At 70.9% G+C, this 18,683-nt stretch carries 13 protein-coding genes and 1 pseudogene; 5 read left to right on the plus strand and 9 right to left on the minus strand.

All coding sequences use genetic code 11. The annotated features are described in order from the left end of the window. Positions 1 to 77: 77 nt before the first annotated feature. The 3 genes from KBX46_RS29285 to KBX46_RS29295 form a co-directional block, all read right to left on the minus strand. Entirely contained in the window at positions 78 to 1,718 is a 1,641-nt protein-coding gene (locus KBX46_RS29285; RefSeq protein WP_210795173.1) for an ABC transporter substrate-binding protein, read from the minus strand. Positions 1,719 to 2,299: 581 nt separating this feature from the next. Beyond that, a complete protein-coding gene (locus tag KBX46_RS29290; RefSeq protein WP_088950154.1) occupies positions 2,300 to 2,986 on the minus strand; it encodes a response regulator transcription factor in 687 nt (228 codons plus the stop codon). 2 nt (positions 2,987 to 2,988) lie between these two features. Further along, positions 2,989 to 4,227: an ATP-binding protein gene (locus tag KBX46_RS29295; protein WP_210795175.1), complete on the minus strand. Its 1,239-nt coding sequence runs from the start codon at positions 4,225 to 4,227 to the stop codon at positions 2,989 to 2,991. 181 nt (positions 4,228 to 4,408) lie between these two features. On the opposite strand from KBX46_RS29295, the gene KBX46_RS29300 reads away from it, so the two are divergent. From KBX46_RS29300 to KBX46_RS29310, 3 genes and pseudogenes are all read left to right on the plus strand, one after another. Continuing rightward, on the plus strand, positions 4,409 to 6,232 hold the full coding sequence (locus KBX46_RS29300; protein WP_247668364.1) for a PspC domain-containing protein: 1,824 nt from the start codon (positions 4,409 to 4,411) through the stop codon (positions 6,230 to 6,232). After that, positions 6,229 to 6,474: pseudogene (locus KBX46_RS33220) on the plus strand (hypothetical protein); the annotation flags it as partial. The gene KBX46_RS29300 and the pseudogene KBX46_RS33220, both read left to right, overlap by 4 nt. Before the next feature lie 560 nt (positions 6,475 to 7,034). After that, positions 7,035 to 8,288 (plus strand): phosphatidylserine decarboxylase, encoded by a 1,254-nt coding sequence (locus KBX46_RS29310; protein ID WP_210795178.1) that lies wholly within the window; start codon positions 7,035 to 7,037, stop codon positions 8,286 to 8,288. Positions 8,289 to 8,414: 126 nt separating this feature from the next. On the opposite strand, the gene KBX46_RS29315 is transcribed toward KBX46_RS29310, so the two are convergent. The 3 genes from KBX46_RS29315 to KBX46_RS29325 form a co-directional block, all read right to left on the minus strand. Continuing rightward, complete coding sequence (locus tag KBX46_RS29315; RefSeq protein WP_210795180.1) at positions 8,415 to 9,353, minus strand: phosphatidylcholine/phosphatidylserine synthase; 939 nt, start codon at positions 9,351 to 9,353, stop codon at positions 8,415 to 8,417. A 347-nt stretch (positions 9,354 to 9,700) separates the two neighbouring features. Then, on the minus strand, positions 9,701 to 10,603 hold the full coding sequence (locus KBX46_RS29320; RefSeq protein WP_210795182.1) for an NUDIX hydrolase: 903 nt from the start codon (positions 10,601 to 10,603) through the stop codon (positions 9,701 to 9,703). A 576-nt stretch (positions 10,604 to 11,179) separates the two neighbouring features. Further along, positions 11,180 to 12,130, minus strand: coding sequence for an NUDIX hydrolase (locus KBX46_RS29325; RefSeq protein WP_099848569.1), 951 nt, complete (start codon positions 12,128 to 12,130; stop codon positions 11,180 to 11,182). A 143-nt stretch (positions 12,131 to 12,273) separates the two neighbouring features. On the opposite strand from KBX46_RS29325, the gene KBX46_RS29330 reads away from it, so the two are divergent. Next, positions 12,274 to 12,594, plus strand: a complete 321-nt coding sequence (locus KBX46_RS29330) for a PspC domain-containing protein (protein ID WP_210795184.1) — start codon at positions 12,274 to 12,276, stop codon at positions 12,592 to 12,594. 7 nt (positions 12,595 to 12,601) lie between these two features. On the opposite strand, the gene guaA is transcribed toward KBX46_RS29330, so the two are convergent. Together guaA and KBX46_RS29340 are read right to left on the minus strand one after the other, a co-directional pair. Beyond that, the gene (gene guaA, locus KBX46_RS29335; RefSeq protein WP_210795186.1) at positions 12,602 to 14,158 is read right to left on the minus strand and encodes a glutamine-hydrolyzing GMP synthase; all 1,557 of its coding nucleotides are present in this window, start codon (positions 14,156 to 14,158) and stop codon (positions 12,602 to 12,604) included. Between the two features lie 66 nt (positions 14,159 to 14,224). After that, positions 14,225 to 15,922: an FAD-dependent oxidoreductase gene (locus KBX46_RS29340; RefSeq protein ID WP_210795188.1), complete on the minus strand. Its 1,698-nt coding sequence runs from the start codon at positions 15,920 to 15,922 to the stop codon at positions 14,225 to 14,227. A gap of 161 nt (positions 15,923 to 16,083) precedes the next feature. On the opposite strand from KBX46_RS29340, the gene KBX46_RS29345 reads away from it, so the two are divergent. Continuing rightward, positions 16,084 to 17,187 (plus strand): LCP family protein, encoded by a 1,104-nt coding sequence (locus tag KBX46_RS29345; protein ID WP_247668365.1) that lies wholly within the window; start codon positions 16,084 to 16,086, stop codon positions 17,185 to 17,187. A gap of 6 nt (positions 17,188 to 17,193) precedes the next feature. Here the strand turns inward: KBX46_RS29345 and KBX46_RS29350 are convergent, their stop codons facing one another. Further along, positions 17,194 to 18,651, minus strand: a complete 1,458-nt coding sequence (locus tag KBX46_RS29350) for a M1 family metallopeptidase (RefSeq protein ID WP_210795192.1) — start codon at positions 18,649 to 18,651, stop codon at positions 17,194 to 17,196. Between the last annotated feature and the right edge of the window lie 32 nt (positions 18,652 to 18,683).

The following is an 18,683-nucleotide window of genomic DNA, read 5'->3' on the forward strand; positions in this document are numbered from 1 at the left end:
TAACACCCAGTCGCGGAACGGCCCCGGGTCGGGCTCACCGGATGTGGCGAGCCCGACCCGGGGTCAGACCGTTCGGATCAGAGCTCGACCGAGGTGATGTCGAGTTCGCCGACGTTGTTCAGCTCGAGCTTCTTGATCTTCTCCGAGTGGCCGGACTGCTGACCGTAGAAGTAGATCGGGATGCTCGGGACGTCCTGGTCGACCAGCTCGACGGCCTTGGAGAACGCGTCGTGCGAGGCCTCCAGGGTCGGCGCGGCGCTGGCCTGCTTCGCCAGGGCGTCGACCTCCTTGTTGCTGTACAGACCATCGTTCGAGGAACCGTTGGTGACGTACAGCGGGTTGACCCAGTTCTCGACGTCCGGGTAGTCCTGCTGCCAGGCAGCGCGGTACGGGCCCTTCATCTGGTGGGCGTTGATGCTCTGGCGGAAGACCGCGAAGGTCGGAACGCCCTCGGCCCGAGCGTTGATGCCCAGGTTGGTCTTGATCTGCTGCGCAACGGCGTCCATCCAGTCCTTGTGGCTGGAGTCCGAGTTGTAGTAGAAGACCATCTCACCGGTGAAGCCGCCGGCCTCGGTCAGCAGCGTCTTGGCCGTGGCCGGGTCGAACTTGCAGGCGGTGCAGTTGCCCGGCTTGGCGCCCGGGGTCAGCGGGTTCGCCCAGCTGTCGGCCGGCTTACGGGTACCGAAGAAGATCTTGTCCGAGATCTCCTGCCGGTTGATCGACAGCGACACGGCACGACGCAGCTTCGGGTTCTGGAAGCGCTTGTCGTAGGTCGGGAACGCGATCAGCGCGGTCGACGGCGTGACGGTCGACAGGCCCCGGTCACCGAGGTCGGTCTTCCACTTGTCACCGGCGAGCGCCGAGGTGGGGACAACCTCCATGAAGTCGAGGTTGTTCGCCAGCAGGTCGGCGTAGGCGGCCGTCTCGTCCTGGTACAGCTTGACGTCGACGTCCTTGACCTTCATCTTGTCGCGAAGGTTGTAGTCGTCGAAGCGCGTCAGCTTGATGAGGACGTTGTCCTCCCACGACACGAACTTGACCGGGCCGTTGCCGACCGGCTTCTTGCCGAACTCTTCCGGCTTCTGGGTGAAGAAGACGTCCGGGAGCGGCATGAAGGCGCTGTAGCCGAGCTTGGTCGGGAAGACCGCGGTCGGCGCCGCCAGGGTGACCTCGAAGGTCTGCTCGTCGACGACCTTCAGGCCGGACATCTTGTCGGACTTCGGTGCCGGGGCCTTCTGGGGGCCGTCCGCGCCGTCCGGGTCCGTGGTGTAGGTGTCCTCGAAGCCCAGGATGTCGGAGAAGAAGGTGCCGTTCTGCGCGCCGTTCGGCGAGTAGGCGGCCCAGTTCCAGGCGTCAACGAAGTTCTTCGACTTCACCTCGGTGCCGTCGTGGAACTTCGTGCCCTTCTTGATCTTGATCGTGAAGACCTTGGAGTCCGTGGTGTTGATGGACTCGGCCAGCGCGTTGCGCGGGGCCCCACCGTCGTTCGGGTACTCGACCAGGCCGGTGAACAGCCAGTCGATCACCTTGCCGCCGCCAGTCTCCGTGGTGTTCGACGGGACCAGCGGGTTCTCCGGCTGGACGCCGTGGACGGTGATCGCGCCGTCCTTGCTGGCGGCAGCGTCGTCGTTGCTGTCACCGCTCGAGCAACCGCTCGCGACAAGCGCGGCAGCCGCGCTGAGCGCGATTGCGCTCGTCGCCCGCTTCGAGACTCTCATTCCGAGGGGCCTCCTCTTTCTAACCAGGTTCCGTCGTGGGTTTCACGCACGTTTGGGGGTGACACCGCCCGACCACCCCGAGGCGCGGGTCGCCGGGACCACAGGGAATTTGGGGACACCCTGATGTTCCGATCCGCCGGGCTCCCTCACCGACGAGGCGCGACACGACGCAGGAGGCACAGCCACGAATCGCCGCGAGCGGCGAGGACGTGGTCGTTGGCCGTACGGAGTGCCACACACCGATGGTGAGGTGCTGCCACTGTGACACCAACTGGCCTCTTCCGTGAAGGTGCCGTTATCAAGCCGTTAGTTGCCCGCCGCGTTGCCGATACTTGAAAAATGATCATAAAACGGTCGGTGCAGGCAGCATTGAGCAGGAAATACGTTGCGCCACCCGTGAACCTGGGTTCGGCCCACGCGTACGAGGCGGGCCTCACCTCTGCCCGATGGGACGTACGTCACCATCCGTTTTTCGACCCGTCCGGATGAGGTCTACTACGGCTGCACGGGCACCATCACACGGCTGGGTGGCCGAGGGCGCAAAGATCGTCTGTCTGATCCTCCGGCCCGGTGACGTGCTGTCACACGAGCCGGCGGTCCGCCGCCCAACGGGAGAGCTCGTACCGGTTGGACATCTGGAGCTTGCGCAGCACGTTCGACACGTGCGTCTCCACCGTCTTGATGGAGATGAACAGCTCCTTCGCGATCTCCTTGTACGCGTACCCACGGGCCAGCAGCCGCAGCACCTCCCGCTCACGGTTGGTGAGCTGGTCCAGCTCGGGGTCGGCCACCGGCGCGTCCGGTCGGGCCGCGAAGGCGTCCAGCACGAAGCCGGCCAGCCGCGGGCTGAACACCGCGTCCCCGTCCGCCACCCGGCGGATCGCCGCCGCCAGCTCGTCCGGGGAGATGGTCTTGGTGACATACCCCCGGGCACCGGCGCGGATCAGCCCGATCACGTCCTCCGCCGCGTCGGAGACACTCAACGCGAGGAACTTGACCTGCGGGTGGGTGCGGCGCATCGCCTCCAGCACCGCGCGTCCGCCGCCGTCGGGCATGTGCACGTCGAGCAACACCACGTCCGGTCCGACGGCGGCGATCCGCGTGACCGCCTCGGCCACAGTGCTCGCCTCGCCCACCACCTCGACGTGGGCGCCCAGCTCCGCGCGCACCCCGGCCCGGAACATGGCGTGGTCGTCCACCAGGAACACCCGCAGCCGCTCGGGGCGGGCCTCCGCCGGGTCGAGGTGCTCGGTCGACTGCTCGGCCATGGTCATCTGTTCCTCTCCGCTGCGGACGAGTCCCGGGAGATCGGCAGGATCAACCGAACCTCGGTCCCCTCCCCCGGGCCGGACCGGATCTCGGCCCGTCCGCCGTGCCGCTTCATCCGCCCGATGATCGAGCCGCGTACGCCGTGCCGGTGGTCCTCCACGGTATCCGGATCGAAGCCCTTGCCCCGGTCCCGGACGAAGACGCTGACCTGATCCGGCTCCACCTCGGCGTAGAGCGACACGGTCTGCACGCCAGCGTGCCGGGCCGCGTTCACCAGCGCCTCCCGCGCGGCCGCGACCAGCGCCCCGACCTTCTCGTCGGTCTCCCGGTCCCCCACCACGACGGTCTCCACGGTGATCGCGAAGGTGTCCTCGACCTCGGCGGCGGCCTGCTCCAGAGCGGCGGCGAAGCGTTCGCTGGGCGACGCGGTGGGCTTGTAGAGCCAGTTGCGCAGGGAACGCTCCTGCCCTCGGGCCAGCCGCTGCACCGTCTTGACGTCACCGGCGTTGCGCTGGATCAGCGCCAACGTGTGCAGCACCTGGTCGTGCACCATCGCGGCCAACTCGGCCCGCTCCTGCTCGCGGATGCGCCCCTCGCGCTCCGAGCGGAGCTGGCTGTACGTCCGCCAGAGCACCGGCGCGGCGACCACGCCGACCCCGGCCAGCCCGACCAGCGCGAAGATCACGCCATTGATCACCGCGTCGAAGTTCTGCGCCGGCGAGTAGACCGCCGCGACGCCGATGATGCCGACCGCGACCAGCACTCCCCCGCCGATGAACCGGAGCACGAAGGCCCGCCGGTCACTCTCCTCGACGACCGCGCCGAGCCACGGCACCGGCATCGTGTCGCCCCACTGCCGCCGCCGTTCGGGCGCGGACTGGTGCCAGATGACCCCGGCGCCGACCGCGATGATGGCCACCAGCCAGCCGGCGGTGCCCGCCGCGCCGACCGAGTCGAAGACAATCACCTGGATCAACAGGACACCGAGCCCGATCCCCACGAACGGCAGGAGCTGGGCCACGTCGCGCCGGAGCGGCACCGCGGTGTCACCGGGCCGCAGCGGCACCACGGCCCAGAAGGCCGCGTAGAGCAGCAGGCCGAGCCCACTCAGCCCGAGCAGCACCATGAACGCGACGCGCACCCGCAGCACCGAGATGCCGAGATGGTCGGCGATACCGGCGGCGACGCCGGCGGCCATCCGGTGCTCCGGCGCGCGGTAGAGGCGCGGAGGCGAAGTCACGGTGCTGATCGGAAGCTCCCTGTCACGGTGGCGGGATGGTCGAGGTCGGTGATTCGATCGTCACACGCTGCGGCGTCCACGACCACGGGGACGCCCCCGACATTCCGGCCCCCGGATCTCAGGGTGGGGTCAGGGTCGGGTCCTGAGGTCGAACGGGTGCACCGGGCAGCAGGATCGAAGCATGACCGAGGAAGCTGCCCCGCCACCCCGTCCCGGGTCGGCACAACCGGGAGGCACATCGCCGCCCACGCCGGCCGCGACGGCCGGCGGATGGACCGAGCCCGGCACGTCCGGTCCGCACCCCGGCGCCGCACCTACCGATCCGTACGGTGGCTACCCGCCGCCCACCGGCCCGGGCCCCAGCTTCGCGGCCGGCACCGGTTACGGAGCCGGCGGCGCCGCGGGCACACCACCCGGGCAGGGTGGCGGTCCCGGCCCGTCCGCGCCGCCACCGCCGCTGGGCGGCACCGGCTTCACCTCGCGGTACGGGCTGGTCCGGCCACGCGAGGGACGGTATCTGGCCGGCGTCTGCGCGGCGATCGGGCGAGCCACCAACACCGATCCGGTGCTGTGGCGGGTGCTGCTCGCGGTGCTCGGGTTCTTCGGGGGCATCGGCATCCTGGTGTACGTCGCCGCCTGGCTGATCATCCCGAACGAGGGCGACACCGCGTCCCCGGTCGAGTCGATGCTCGGGCGCGGGCGTTCCAGCATGTCGCCGGTGACCGTGATCGTCCTGGGCATCCTGGTCGCGGCCAGCTTCGGCTACATCGTCACCGACGCCTTCCGTGCGGTGCTGCTCGGCGCGGCCATCCTGGTCGCCGGCGCGTTGCTGCTCAACCGGGACAGCCGCAACTCGCAGCCCGGTGCTCCGAGCGGGCCGGCGCCGTCCGCGCCGACCGGCTCCCCGCCCGGTCCCGTTCCGCCGGTGACCTGGCCAGCGCCGTCGTACGGCGTCGCGCCGTCGACCGGCCCGCTGACGACGACACCGGGGGCCGGCGGCGATCCCGCGTACGTCACCGCGACGACGGGGGGAACACCCACCATGGCGTACGACGTGCAGCCGACCGCTGGTCCGCAGCTCTCGGCCCCCACGCAGCCGGTGTCCGGGGTCGGTCCCGTGTCCGGAGTTGGTCCCGTGTCGGGGCAACCGGCCGGCACGACGGCTGTCCAGCCCGACTGGCCGACACCTTCCACCGGCTGGCCGAGCACCGCCGCCCCCAGCGTCGGCTGGCCGTCGGCACCCGTGACCGGCGCACCCGCTGCCCCGTCCGGCTATCCGACCGCCCCTCCACCGTCGGGATACCGGCCTCCGTTCGCGCCGCACGGCCCGTACGCCTCGCCGACTCCGGCCGCGCCCCCTCCGCCCAAGCCACCCAAGCCGCCGAAGCGCCCCAAGGAGCGTTCGCCGCTCGGCGCGGTGACCTTCTCGTTGATCTTCCTGGTCCTCGGTGTGGTCGCCCTGCTCGACCTGCTGGACGTCTTCGCCATCAGCGCCTCGTCATACTTCGCGGCCGCGTTGGCCACGATCGCGCTGGGGCTGCTGGTCGGCACGTGGTTCGGCCGGGCCCGCTGGCTCATCGCGCTCGGCCTGGTGACCGCGGCGGCGCTGGGCACGGCGACGGTCGCCGAGTCCTACGACCGGATCCGGGGAGTCGACGGTGCGGTGACCTGGGCGCCGACCGACTACCGCGACCTCGCCGACCGATACGAGAACAGCTTCGGTGACGCCGTGCTCGACCTGCGCGGCATCGACTTCACGAAACGGGACAGCCAGGTCACCGTCGCCATCAACTTCGGCCAGGCGACCGTTGTCGTACCGCCGAACGTCGACGTCACCACGGTGGCCGACGTCAACGCCGGCGACGCCAACATCTTCGGCAACCGGTCCGGCGGGTTGGACGGTCGCCTGCGGGAGACCACCGACGTCGGCGCGGACGGGCCCGGCGGCGGGACCCTGCGCCTCTACGTCCACGTCAATGCCGGAAATCTGGAGGTGACCCGGTGAAGGCTCACCGCACTGATCTGGTGTCTTTCGCCTTCGGGCTCGTGTTCCTGGCGCTGTCCGGCTGGTGGCTGCTCGCCCAACTGCTCGGGCTCGCGCTCCCCGCGGTCGGCTGGTTCCTGGCCAGCGCACTCATCCTGATCGGGGTCTTCGGGCTGGTCGGAGCCCTGCGCTCAGGTCGGTCGCCGCAACCGGAGGCGACCACCGAGGCCGCTGCCACCGAGGCCACCACCCCCGTCTCCGGCGCGAACGCACCCGTCTCCGGTGCGGCCGCGCCGACCGCTGGTGCCGCCGTACCGACCTCCGGGGCCCCGCTGCCGGTCTGGGAGGCCGAACGGTCCACCTGGGACGTTCCCCCCTCGGGTCCGACAACGTGGGACGTTCCCGCCCCGGGTCCCACACCGGAGACGCCGACCGCCGAGGTGATCCACCCCGCCTGGCTGGCTCATCCGCCCTCCGAGGAGCAGACCGCACCGGTCTCCGGCCCGCCCGACGACCGGAACGAGGAGCCGACCCTCGGGATCGACACCCGACCGGTCCCGGCGGAGGGGGACGAGCCGACCCGCCCCGACCACCCGGTCGAGGCCGTCGGCGACCAGTCGGCCGACGAGCGGGACGGCCGACGCGGGCAGGGGTGACCTTGGGCGCCTGCCGGGGTGGGCGTACTCCACCGCTACGGCGGTGCGGCTGACGCGAACGGACGCATATGCTGGCCGGTGGAGATCTCGCCTCCGCCGGCCGGCCCGTCCCGCCATGGCGGTCCCGCCGCGATTCCCGTCTCTACCCCGTCAGGAGCCCGCCCGACATGACCCAGTCCCCCGCCGTGCGTACCACCGGCCGGTCCGGTCCGGTCCGCATCGGCGAGCGAGCCGCCCGTACCCTCGTCACCGAGCTGGCCCGGATCAACGATCCCAAGGCCGCCCTGCTGGTCGGGGCGAGCCCGGAGTCCGCAGTGCTGGCCGCGGCGATCGACGCGCTGCTCCCCGGTGACCGGCTCACCGTGGTGCCCGCCGAGCCGTTCGGCGCTGCCGCGCTCCGCGAGCACATCACCGCCCAGGGTCGCTGGGTCGCCGACCGGGTGAGCGTCGTCGACTCGCTGGCCGAGGCCGAGCCCGCCGGGGTCGTCATCGCCGGCGAGGTGTTCGCCGGCACCGCCGAGGAAACCCGCAGCGGCATCGAGGGCCTGGCCAAATACCTCTCCGACGGCGCGGTGTTGAGCGTGGCGACCATCGCCATGCCGGGCCGGACCACCGGCGCGGCCACCGAGCTGGCTCGACAGGACGCCCTCTACGGCGTCGGAGCCGACCTGGTGCTGCGCAACTCGCCACCGGTGCGGGTCTACCGGCTGCGGTTCACCCCGGCCAGCCCGGCCACGGCCGACAGGTTGGCCCCCGCGCACCGCCCGTCGAGCGTTCCGCTGACCCGCGGCATGCACATCGACTCCAACGGCGTGGCCGCGGCGGGCATCGCGCTGGGCCTCGCGGCGCTGGCCCGGGTGGCGCGTCCGTCGTCCAAGCTCTGGCTGCTGCCGGCGCTGGCCGCCGGGCCGGTCGCCGCGTTCTTCCGCGACCCCGAGCGGGACGTGCCGGAAGACCCGAGCGCCGTGGTCGCCAGCGCGGACGGCAAGGTCCTGTCGGTGCAGCGGCTGCACGACGAGCGTTTCGGCGACGGCGAGTGGCTCCGGGTCGCGGTCTTCCTGTCGGTGCTGGACGTGCACGTCAACCGGTCCCCGGTCGCCGGCAAGGTGGTGGACTACTTCGTCGCCGACGGCGGCTTCGTCAACGCGATGAAGCCGGACGCCGAGCACAACGTGGCGGCGTACACCGTGCTGGACACCGCTCGCGGCACGGTGGTGGTCGCGCAGCGCACCGGGCTCATCGCCCGCCGGATCGTGCAGCGCGCGCCCATCGGCGCGCTGCTGGCCAGGGGCGAGCGCTTCGGGCTGATCCGGTTCGGCTCCCGGACCGACGTCTACCTGCCGGCCGATGCCGCTGACCCGCTGGTCGGGCCGGGCGACAAGGTCGTCGGCGGTTCCACGGTCATCGCCCGCTGGCGCTGACCCACGAACGAGGAAAGGGGCGCCGCTGTCCGCGGCGCCCCTTTCTCCTTGCTGCAATCAAGCGGTACGTGGTGCTGTACTCAGGTGGCGCGACGTGCTGTGCTCATTTGGCGCGACGTGCCGCGCTCAGGCGGTGCGACGCTGCCGCAGCCAGAGCACCGGCCCGCTGACCAGGTAACCCACCACGATCAGCGCGAACGTGATCCGGATGTCGACCAGCGCGCCGATCACCGGAGCCAGCCAGAGCCACGGGGGCAGCTTCACCAGGCGGGCGAGCTTGGCGTACGGGAAGCTCGAAACCATCGCGAAGGCCAGCAGCGCCACCCCGGCGACCAGCACGGCCCCGGGCACCGGCAGGCCGATCGCCACGGTCAGGGCGAGCACCGCAGCCGCCATCGTGGTCGGCACGCCGCAGAAGAAGCGGCCGTCCTTCGGCGAGACGTTGAAGCGGGCCAGTCGAATAGCGGCACAGGCCGCGACCAGGGCGCACGCCACCGCCGCCGCGGCGGTGGAGACGGAGCCGGCGAGCGAGGCGTAGACCACGACCGGCGCGGCGAGACCGAACGAGCACATGTCGGCGAGCGAGTCCATCTGCGCGCCGAACGGGCTGGCCACCCCGAGTCGGCGGGCCAGTGCGCCGTCCAGACCATCGAAGGCGACGCAGGCGATCAGGCAGAGCGCGGCGATGCGCACCTCGCCCTGCATGGCCAGGAAGATGGCCAGCATGCCGAGCATCAGGCTGGCCAGCGTGCACGCGTTGACCAGGCCGAACTTCATCCGACGGGCGATGGTGCGCTCGCCGGGAAGCAGCGGGATGGTCGCGGCGGACGCCTCGTCGGCGTACGCCATCGGCGGCATCGCCGGGCTGACCGGCATCACCGCCTCGATCTCCGCCCGACCGACGTTGACAGCCGGCCGGCTGAGCCGGTCCAGGCCGTAACGACGGCGCTGCCGGTCGGCGTACCGGTGCTCGGTAGGAACCAGGTCGGTCCCGTGCAGGTCGTCGTCACGACGACCGACCCGGACCAGGAGCACCTGGCGGGCGAACGTGCTGCTGCGGCGCAACCTGCCCGCCCAGCGACGCCCTGCGGGGCGCGGACTGTCAGTAGTACGACGCCGGCGCCATGGGGCTCTCGGCACGTTTCCTCCATCACCGGATCGGCTGACCGCCGTGGGGGGCGGGTGTCCGGCTGTCTCGTGCCGGACCTTGCGTGGCCCGGCAGCCGTTTTGCGGAGTACACCATCGCATGGGAGAACATGGCTTGGCGATAGCTGCCGGCGGTACTTATATCTGGCTTAAACCGCTCGAACCGCTCGCTTGTTCCCATCCCGGGCTTCATCGCCCGTTTCCTCCACCATTCCCGCCTTTGACTGTACCGGAGGGTCACCAGTTCGGCTCACCGAGCGGCGTGCTATCGGCCACTCTGTCCGATTGCCAGCGCAGCGATGTCGCTCAACGGCAGGTCAACAGCTTCGACGCGGGTGAACCAGCCGGCCCTCGCCGTCGAGCCCCCTGCGGATTCGGTGACCACCGCATCGGTAGGTACGTCCACCAACACCCGATAGATCACCCGCACGCCGTGCCAGTCCAATGGCCGACCCTCCGGGCCGAGCGCGGCAGGGTTGTGCAGATTGTCCACCCCGAGAAGCTCGACCACCCGACCGAGCTGACCACCCTCCTCGACCAGCTCCCGGAGCAACCCGGTGGTTGGCTGCTCACCGTGATCGGTACCCCCACCGGGCAGGTGCCACAAGCCAGCCCCCGGATAGCCGTCCGCGATCTGCGTGAGCAGGATCCGCCCGGTCGGATCGGTCACCAGCCCGTACGCCCCGAAGCGCAGCCGGCGATCCGGATGCGGCGGCGGAAACGACTGACCCGGCCGGTGCGACCCGGGCGGCAGCGGCGTGACCGGCAGGCCGAGCATTTCGGCGGTGAACGGTGTCAGCGACAACCCCGCCGCCTCGGCCAGGGTGAGCCAAGCAACGCGATCAACCAACCCACCACCAGCCTCAGCCACCGGCCCGTCACGCTGGGCCAACTCGAAGAACAGCCGGTCGGTGTGCAACGAGACGTCCTCCGAGTAGCTGGTCACGTCTGCGACCACCGCCCGCAGTCGACCCGCCGCAACGGTCAGCCCGGTCTGCTCGGCGACGGCACGAACCACGGCACGCTCGGGATGCTCGGCGTGCGCGACGGCACCTCCCGGCAGCCGCCACACCCCGGGAAACTCACCGCCCACCCCGTCCCGAACCACCAGCACCCGATCGCCATCCCACAGAACCCCATAAACCCCAACCCGCCGCAAGAACCCCATCCCCGCCCACTCCCGCCCGCCCACCAAACCCACCAAACCCGTCGATCATGAAGTTATAGCTGTCCATCTCGGCGTGTCCTGACAATAACTTCATGATCAACGGGGTGAGGCGGGCAGGAGGGGTGCCCCGACGGACCTCGACCTGTGGCGCCGACCCTCCGCACCGGGCTGCGTTCAAACCGGCCTCAGGTCCGAAGGACCGCCCCCTTGCCGGAGTGTGCCCTTTCTGGGGATACGTCCGTGCTGCATCAGGTCACCGCGCGGGCTACGAGGCCGCTCAAGCAATGATCGACTCGGTTTTGCGGAAATCGGGGTGTCCTGGTGCTGGGATACCGCGACTTCAATGAAACTGAGTCGATCATTCGGCCGCAGCACTTCGCCGCGGGATTGCCGGGTATCCACACCCGCACGACCGCACGACCGCAAAACCGCCGGCAGCACGCAGCAGGCAGCAAGGACATCCCCGACGCCAGGCAGCGCGGCCGCGGTCACCTGCGCGCGCCTGACCCGAGATGCACCGAGCCGGCATCACCGCAGGTCACACCGGCGCCAGAAAGAGGCCGGGATGACCACGGATCAGGTGAGCTGGGCGGCTTGGACTGCTTCGGCGGTCACCTCGGTGAGGTGGTGGGTGGGGAGAGCGCCCAGCTCCTCCCGCCCGAACCAGCGGGCCTCGCAGGTGGAGCCGCCCACGTCGGCCACGGTCAGCGGGTTGGGTTGGTCGACGACGACGCGGTAGAAGGCGCGCACCCCGTGCCAGTCGATCGGGTAGCCCTCGGGGCCGAGTGAGGCGGCGTCGCGGTGGCTGGCCACTCCGAGAAGCTCGACCAGGCGGCCGGTCTGCCCGGTCTCCTCGACCAGCTCGCGGATGAGGGCCGCTCCGGGCTGCTCGCCGTAGTCGGTGCCGCCGCCGGGCAGGTGCCAGCAGCCGGCGCCGGGGTAGCCGTCGGAGACCCGGGTGAGCAGCACCCGGCCGGCCGGGTCGGTGCAGACGGCGTACGCGGCGAAGCGCTGCGCCCGGTGCAGCCCGTCCGGGCCGGGCACCGCGTAGAACGAGGGGAACTCGGGTGCCTCGTCGGGCACCACGTCGGCCGAGGAGGCGGGCAGCCCGAGGGCGCGTGCGGTGAACGAGCGCAGGGGCAGCTCGCGCGCCTCGTCGAGCGTGTACCAGCGGGCCAGGTCGGTGGGACGCTCGCCGACCCGGTCGGCCAGTGTGCCGCCACGCACCGCCACCCGGTAGATCAACCGGTCGGTGTGGATGGTGATGCCGCGGTCCGGCAGTGCGCGCATGTCGGCGAGCACGTCGGCCAGGCCGGAGACGGCGACCGAGAGGCCGGTTTCGGCGGCGGTTTCACGGACGACGGTGTGGTTCGGGTCCTCGCCGTGGTCGACCGCCCCGCCAGGCAGCGACCACGTGCCGGGGGTGCCGGAGCGCTCCGATGCGCGGACCAGCAAGACTCGGCCTCTTGAATCAGCACAAACTGCGTATGCCGCGATCCTGCGGAGCGGCTCCAGCAAGGTGGTCACGGGACCAAATTCTCCCCGCGCCTGGTTACCGGAACGGAAAAGAGTCGGATTCCTGACTGTCTGACACCGATCAGGGATCGGTCAGGGTAAGGATCCGGGCGGTCACCGAGGGCGGGCCGGTCGCCAGCGCGGACAGTGGGGTCATGACATCGACCACCGCTCCCCACGCCCCGTACAAGCAGCTCCGGCGACCCACCACCGACCGCATGGTCGCGGGGGTCGCCAGCGGCGTCGGCCGCTACTTCGCCATCGATCCCACACTGGTCCGGGTGCTCTTCGCGGTCAGCGGCCTGCTCACCGGCGGGCTGGCGCTGTTCGCGTACCCGATCATGTGGTTCCTGATGCCGGAGGAGCCCACCGGCGCGCCGGCCTGGCCGCACCCGGCGGGCACCGCGCCGCAGCCCACCGCCCCGACGCCGCCCTACCCGCCGACGACCCCGTTCAACACGCCGCCGGTCGCCTGAGCGGCGCCTACTCCCACTCGATGGTGCCCGGCGGCTTGCTGGTCACGTCCAGGACCACGCGGTTCACCTCAGCCACCTCGTTGGTGATCCGGGTGGAGATCCGGGCAACGACCTCGTAGGGCAGTCGTGACCAGTCAGCGGTCATGGCGTCCTCGCTGGAGACAGGGCGCAGCACCACGGGGTGCCCGTAACTGCGCCCGTCTCCCTGCACACCGACGCTGCGGACGTCGGCGAGCAGCACCACCGGGAACTGCCAGACGCCCCGGTCCAGGCCGGCGGCGGTCAGTTCCTCGCGGGCGATCAGGTCGGCCTCGCGGAGCAGGTCGAGGCGCTCCTGGTTGACCGCGCCGATGATCCGGATGGCCAGGCCGGGGCCGGGGAACGGGTGCCGCCAGACCATCGCCTCGGGCAGGCCCAACTGGAGGCCGAGCGCCCGGACCTCGTCCTTGAAGAGGGTGCGCAGCGGCTCGACCAGGGCGAACTTCAGGTCCTCGGGCAGACCGCCGACGTTGTGGTGACTCTTGATGTTGGCGGTGCCGGTGCCGCCGCCAGACTCCACCACGTCGGGGTAGAGGGTGCCCTGGACGAGGAACTCGACGTCGCCGTGCGAGGCGATCTCGCGGGCGGCGGCCTCGAAGACCCGGATGAACTCCCGGCCAATGATCTTGCGCTTCTGCTCCGGGTCGGTCACGTCGGCCAGCGCGCCGAGGAACCGGTCGGTGGCGTCGACCACCTTCAGCTTGATGCCGGTGGCGGCGACGTAGTCCTTCTCCACCTGCTCGGCCTCACCGGCGCGCAGCAGACCGTGGTCGACGAAGACGCAGGTGAGCTGGTCACCCACCGCCTTGTGCACCAGCGCGGCGGCGACCGCGGAGTCCACCCCGCCGGACAGGCCGCAGATGACCTCCTTGTCGCCGACCTGGGCGCGGATCCGGGCAACCTGCTCGTCGATGATGTTCTCGGGCGTCCAGGTCGGCTCGATGCCAGCGATGTCGTACAGGAAGCGGGTCAGCATCTCCTGGCCGTGCGCGGTGTGCCCGACCTCCGGGTGGAACTGCACGCCGGCACGCCGGCCGGCCAGGTCCTCGAAGGCGGCGACCGGCGCGCCCGCCGACTCGGCGGTCACCGTGAAGCCCGCGGGGGCCTCGGTGACGGCGTCACCGTGGCTCATCCAGACGGGCAGGTCCGCCGGCAGGTCGCGCAGCAGCACACCGGGTTCGAGCAGGCGGGGGCGCAGCGGCGTGCCGCCGTACTCGCGGTTGCCGGTCTTCGCGACAGTGCCGCCGAGCGCCTGGGCCATCGCCTGGAAGCCGTAGCAGATGCCGAAGACCGGCACGTCGGCGCTGAACACGCCCGCGTCGATCTGCGGTGCGTCGGCTGCGTAGACGCTGGCGGGGCCACCGGAGAGGATGATCGCGGCGGGGTTCTTCGCCAGCATCTCGGCGATCGGCATCGAGTGCGGCACGATCTCGGAGTAGACCTTCGCCTCACGGACCCGGCGCGCGATGAGCTGGGCGTACTGGGCTCCGAAGTCCACCACGAGGACGGGGCGAGGCAGGCTCATGTGCGCAAATCCTACCGACAGTCACGGCCGCGCCCGGCACCGGCTCGCCCCCCGCGCCCGCCGGCCTCACTGCCGCAGCGCGCCCGGGGCGTCCGTCGGCACCGCCGGGTGGTGCGGGGGTACGGGTGCCAGTCGGCGGTACGGGGACCCGAGCGTCGGGCGGGGGTCCTCCTCGCCCCGGTTGGGCCAGAAGGACATCGCCCGTTCCGCCTGCGCGGTGATCGTCAGCGACGGGTTCACGCCGAGGTTGGCCGAGACCGCAGCGCCATCGACGACGTGCAGCCCGGGGTGCCCGTACACCCGGTGCCAGGGGTCGACCACCCCGTCGGCCGGGCTGGCGCCGATGGGCGCCCCGCCGAGGATGTGCGCGGTCACCGGGATGTCGAACGGCTCGGTGAGGGAGCCGCCGGGGGTGCCGCCGATCTCGTCGGCGAGCAGTCGGGCCGCGGTGTTGCCGGCCGGGATCCAGGTCGGGCTCGGGGTGCCGTGGCCCGGGCCGGTGACCAGTCGACGACCGAACAGGCCGCGCCGCCACCGGGTGGTCAGTGAGTTGTCCACCGACTGCATCACAAGGGCGATCACCGTCCGCTCCGACCAGCCGCGCACGGACAGCATCCGGGCGGCCAGCCGTGGCTGGCGCACGATGCTGCCCAGCCAGCGGCGTACCCGGTGGGGACCGCCGTCGACCAGCAGCGACTGGAGCAGCCCCATCGCGTTGGAGCCGCGCCCGTAGCGGACCGGTTCGATGTGGGTCTGCGGGTCGGGGTGGAACGAGCTGGTGATCGCCACGCCGTCGGTGAAGTCCAGCCCTTCGGCCCGGGCCTGCTGGCGTGCCACCGAGGCACCCAGGATCGCCTCGGAGTTGGTCCGGGTCAGCTCGCCCAGGCGGGGCGAGAGCCCGGGCAGCACACCGTCGTCCTTCATCGCGTGCAGCAGCCGTTGGGTGCCGAGCGCTCCGGCGGCGAACACCACCTGGTCGGCGTGGATCACCTGGCGGCGATGACGCACCCAGGCGCCGGTGCGGACGGTGTGCACCTCGTACCCGCCCTCCGCGGCGGGTTTGACGGCGGTCACAGTGGTCAGCGGGTGCACGACGGCGCCCAGCCGCTCGGCGAGCCAGAGATAGTTCTTGACCAGGGTGTTCTTCGCCCCGTGCCGGCAGCCGGTCATGCACCCGCCGCAGTGCGAGCAGCCGGTGCGCTCCGGCCCGGCGCCGCCGAAGTACGGGTCGGCGACCCGCTCGCCGGGGCGGCCGATGTGCACGCCCACCGGGGTGGCGTGGAAGGTGTGCCCCACCCCCATCCGCTCGGCCACCGCCCGCATGGCCCGGTCCGCGCCGGTGTTCACCGGGTACGTGGTGACGCCGAGCATCCGCTTCGCCTGGTCGTAGTGGCGGGCCAACTCGTCGCGCCAGTCGGTGATGTCCCGCCACTGTGGGTCCGTGTAGAAGGGCGGCAGCGGCTCGTAGAGGGTGTTCGCGTAGACCAGTGAGCCGCCGCCCACCCCGGCTCCGGAGAGCACCAGCACACCACCGCCGGAGCGCTTCGCGGCCGGGCGGAGCAGGGTGATCCGCTGGATGCCGTAGCAGCCCAGTTTCGGCGCCCACAGGAACCGGCGGGCACGCCAGGACGTCTGCGGGAACTCGTCGTCGGCGAAGCGTCGGCCGGCTTCCAGCACAGCGACGGAGTAGCCCTTTTCGGAGAGGCGGAGCGCGGTGACGCTGCCGCCGAAGCCGGACCCGATGACGACCACGTCATACCGCATGGATGCATCATTACTCGCCAGTAGCGCTCGCGCTAGCGCCCGATTTCGCGCGATCATGCTCCGGCCGACCGACCCGGCGCCTTCCGGCCGCAACCCGGAGCACCCGTCGGAGCGTTGTTCACCAGACAGGTGGAGGGAATTTTCAGATGATCCTCGGGTCGATGGCACCGCGCCGACGGTGGTTGCTGCTGGGGTTGACGGCCCTCGCGGCCGTCGCGCTGATCGCGGCCGGGGCGGTGGTGATCACCCGGCTGACCAGCGACAACAAGCCGGGCGGCGCTCCGGTGGCCGGCTCGCCGACGCCGACGCCGATTCCGACGCCCACCCCGAGCCCCAGCGGCCCACCGCCGGGCGCGGACATCACCGGCCCGCTCAACCTGCTGCTGGTCGGCGTGGACACCCGGGTCAGCGTGCCCGGATGGGAACCGCACTCGGACGCCGTGCTGGTGCTGCACGTGCCGAAGGGGTTGGGCCGGGCGTACCTCTTCTCGCTCCCCCGCGACCTGCTGGTGGACATCCCGGCGTTCCCGAAGGCCGGCTACAAGGGCGGCAAGACCAAGCTCACCCACGCGATGAGCTTCGGCAGCCGGGTGCCGGGCAAACCCAAGGAGCCGAGCACCGCCCAGGGGTACGAGCTGCTGCGCAGCACGGTCGCCGGGTACACCGGGCTGCGGATCGACGCCGGTGCGGTGCTCACGTTCAACGGGTTCGACAAGCTGGTCAACGCGCTGGGCGGGGTGGACATCTACGTCGACCAGCGGGTCGAGTCGATGCACCGCCGACCGGACGGCAAATACCGGGAGAGCGTGCCGGGCGGTTACACCGGTCCGCAGCAGGTCTACGAGAAGGGCGAGCAGCACCTCAACGGCTGGCAGGCACTGGACTACGCGCGGCAGCGCTACATCACCGGCGGCGACTACGCCCGGCAGCGTCACCAGCAGCAACTGATCAAGGCGCTGACCAGCAAGATCCTGGACGAGGGCCTGGCCCGGCAACCGGAGCGGGTCGACCAGGTCGTCGCGGCGCTGGGTAACACGCTGATCTACGTGGGTGGGCGGCGGATCGTCGACATCGCGTACGCCCTCGGTGGGATGCCGGAGAACAAGTTCGTGCTCGTCGGCCTGCCCGGGTCCGGCGTCGGCAAGGGCAGCGCCTACCGCGGCGAACAGCTCACCGCCGTCGGCCGGAAGTTCATCACCGAACTCCGCGCCGGCCGCGCCGACGCCTACCTCGCCGCCAACCCCACCCTGGTCGTCAAGAACTGACCCCGCTCAGAGCCGCTTGGGCAGGGCCGGCTTCTTCGTGCCGTACAACCAGGCGTCGAAGAGCGCGTCGAGCTGTTTGCCGGAGACGCGCTCGGCGAGGGCGACGAACTCGGCAGTGGTGGCGGTGCCGTTGCGCTTCTCCGCCGCCCAGGTCTTGACGATCTCGAAGAACGCCTTGTCGCCCACAGCCACCCGCAGGGCGTGCAGGGTCATGCCGCCGCGCTGGTAGACCGACTCGCTGAACAACTCCTTGGCACCAGGCTTGCCCGGCGGCGTCTTCCACACCTGAGCGGACATCCGGGCGTACCGGTTGTCGAAGGCCTTCTTGGCCGTGTACGTCCTGGTGTGCTCGGCCCAGAGCCACTCCGCGTACGTCGCGAAGCCCTCGTTGAGCCAGATGTCCTCCCACCTGGCCAGCGCGACACTGTCACCGAACCACTGGTGCGCCAGCTCGTGCGCGACCACCTCGGTGTTCTCGCCCTGCCGGAAGAAGCCGGCGGAGTAGACCGGGCGGCTCTGCGTCTCCAGCGCGTACGAGATCCGGCTGTCGGTGACCACCACACCGCCGTAAGCGTCGAACGGGTACGGCCCGAACACGCTCTCCAGGTAGTCGGCCACCTTGACGGTCTGGGCGATCGACGTGTCGGCCGCGCCCTTGGCCACGTTGGTGGCGACCGCGTTGTAGACCGGGCGACCCTTGTGCTCGCCGGTGGTGATCCGGAACTTGCCGATCACCAGCGTGCTCAGATAGCTCGCCATCGGCGACTTCTCCGACCACTTCCAGGTGGTCCAGCCGTCCTTGCTGGCCTTGCCGCCCGGCACGCCGTTGCTGACCGCGGTCAGACCGTCGGGCACTGTGACCTCGAAGTCGTACGCCGCCTTGTCGGACGGGTGGTCGTTGACCGGGTACCAGGTGCTGGCCGACTCGGGCTGACCCAGGGCGATGGCACCGTCCGGGGTGTGCAGGAACCCGCCCTCACCGAGCGTCTCGTTCTTCAGCGGCTTCGGCACACCCTCGTAGGTGACCTCGGCGACGAACCCGTTGCCGTTGATCAGGCCGGAGGCCGGCTTGACCACCAGCTCGTTCCGCTTCCGCTCATGGGTGGCCGGCGCGCCGTCCACGGTGACCGTGGTGACCGTCAGGCCGGCCAGGTCGAGGTTGAACGTCGACAGGTCGGTCGTCGCAGTGGCCTGCACCGTGGTCGTACCGGTCAACCGGTCCTTCGCCGGGTCGTAGCGCACCTTGACCGTGTACCGCCCGACGTCGTAGCCGCCGTTGCCGTAGGTCGGGAAGTAGGCGTCCCCGACCCCCTCGGCACCGGCATTGAACGTCCGTGCCGGGGTGGGCGACGCGCTCGGCGCCGACGCCGCCTCCGGGGCCGACGAGTCGCATCCGGACAGTGCGAGCGCCCCGGTCACCAACAGACCGACGCCCATCCGTAGGTCGTGCCGCGTCACCCGCATCTCGAACCCTCCCCGGTACGGTCGCGGTGACG

This window comes from Micromonospora sp. C81 (genome assembly GCF_018070425.1).
Classification (GTDB): domain Bacteria; phylum Actinomycetota; class Actinomycetes; order Mycobacteriales; family Micromonosporaceae; genus Micromonospora; species Micromonospora zamorensis.

Excerpts from the sequence above, each read along its gene's own strand:
- guaA (WP_210795186.1), bottom strand. The coding sequence starts at position 14,158 with ATGAGCCTGCCTCGCCCCGTCCTCGTGGTGGACTTCGGAGCCCAGTAC.
- KBX46_RS29340 (WP_210795188.1), bottom strand. The coding sequence starts at position 15,922 with ATGCGGTATGACGTGGTCGTCATCGGGTCCGGCTTCGGCGGCAGCGTC.
- KBX46_RS29350 (WP_210795192.1), bottom strand. The coding sequence starts at position 18,651 with ATGCGGGTGACGCGGCACGACCTACGGATGGGCGTCGGTCTGTTGGTG.
- KBX46_RS29285 (WP_210795173.1), bottom strand. The coding sequence starts at position 1,718 with ATGAGAGTCTCGAAGCGGGCGACGAGCGCAATCGCGCTCAGCGCGGCT.
- KBX46_RS29345 (WP_247668365.1), top strand. The coding sequence starts at position 16,084 with ATGGCACCGCGCCGACGGTGGTTGCTGCTGGGGTTGACGGCCCTCGCG.
- KBX46_RS29320 (WP_210795182.1), bottom strand. The coding sequence starts at position 10,603 with ATGGGGTTCTTGCGGCGGGTTGGGGTTTATGGGGTTCTGTGGGATGGC.
- KBX46_RS29330 (WP_210795184.1), top strand. The coding sequence starts at position 12,274 with ATGACATCGACCACCGCTCCCCACGCCCCGTACAAGCAGCTCCGGCGA.
- KBX46_RS29290 (WP_088950154.1), bottom strand. The coding sequence starts at position 2,986 with ATGGCCGAGCAGTCGACCGAGCACCTCGACCCGGCGGAGGCCCGCCCC.
- KBX46_RS29310 (WP_210795178.1), top strand. The coding sequence starts at position 7,035 with ATGACCCAGTCCCCCGCCGTGCGTACCACCGGCCGGTCCGGTCCGGTC.
- KBX46_RS29300 (WP_247668364.1), top strand. The coding sequence starts at position 4,409 with ATGACCGAGGAAGCTGCCCCGCCACCCCGTCCCGGGTCGGCACAACCG.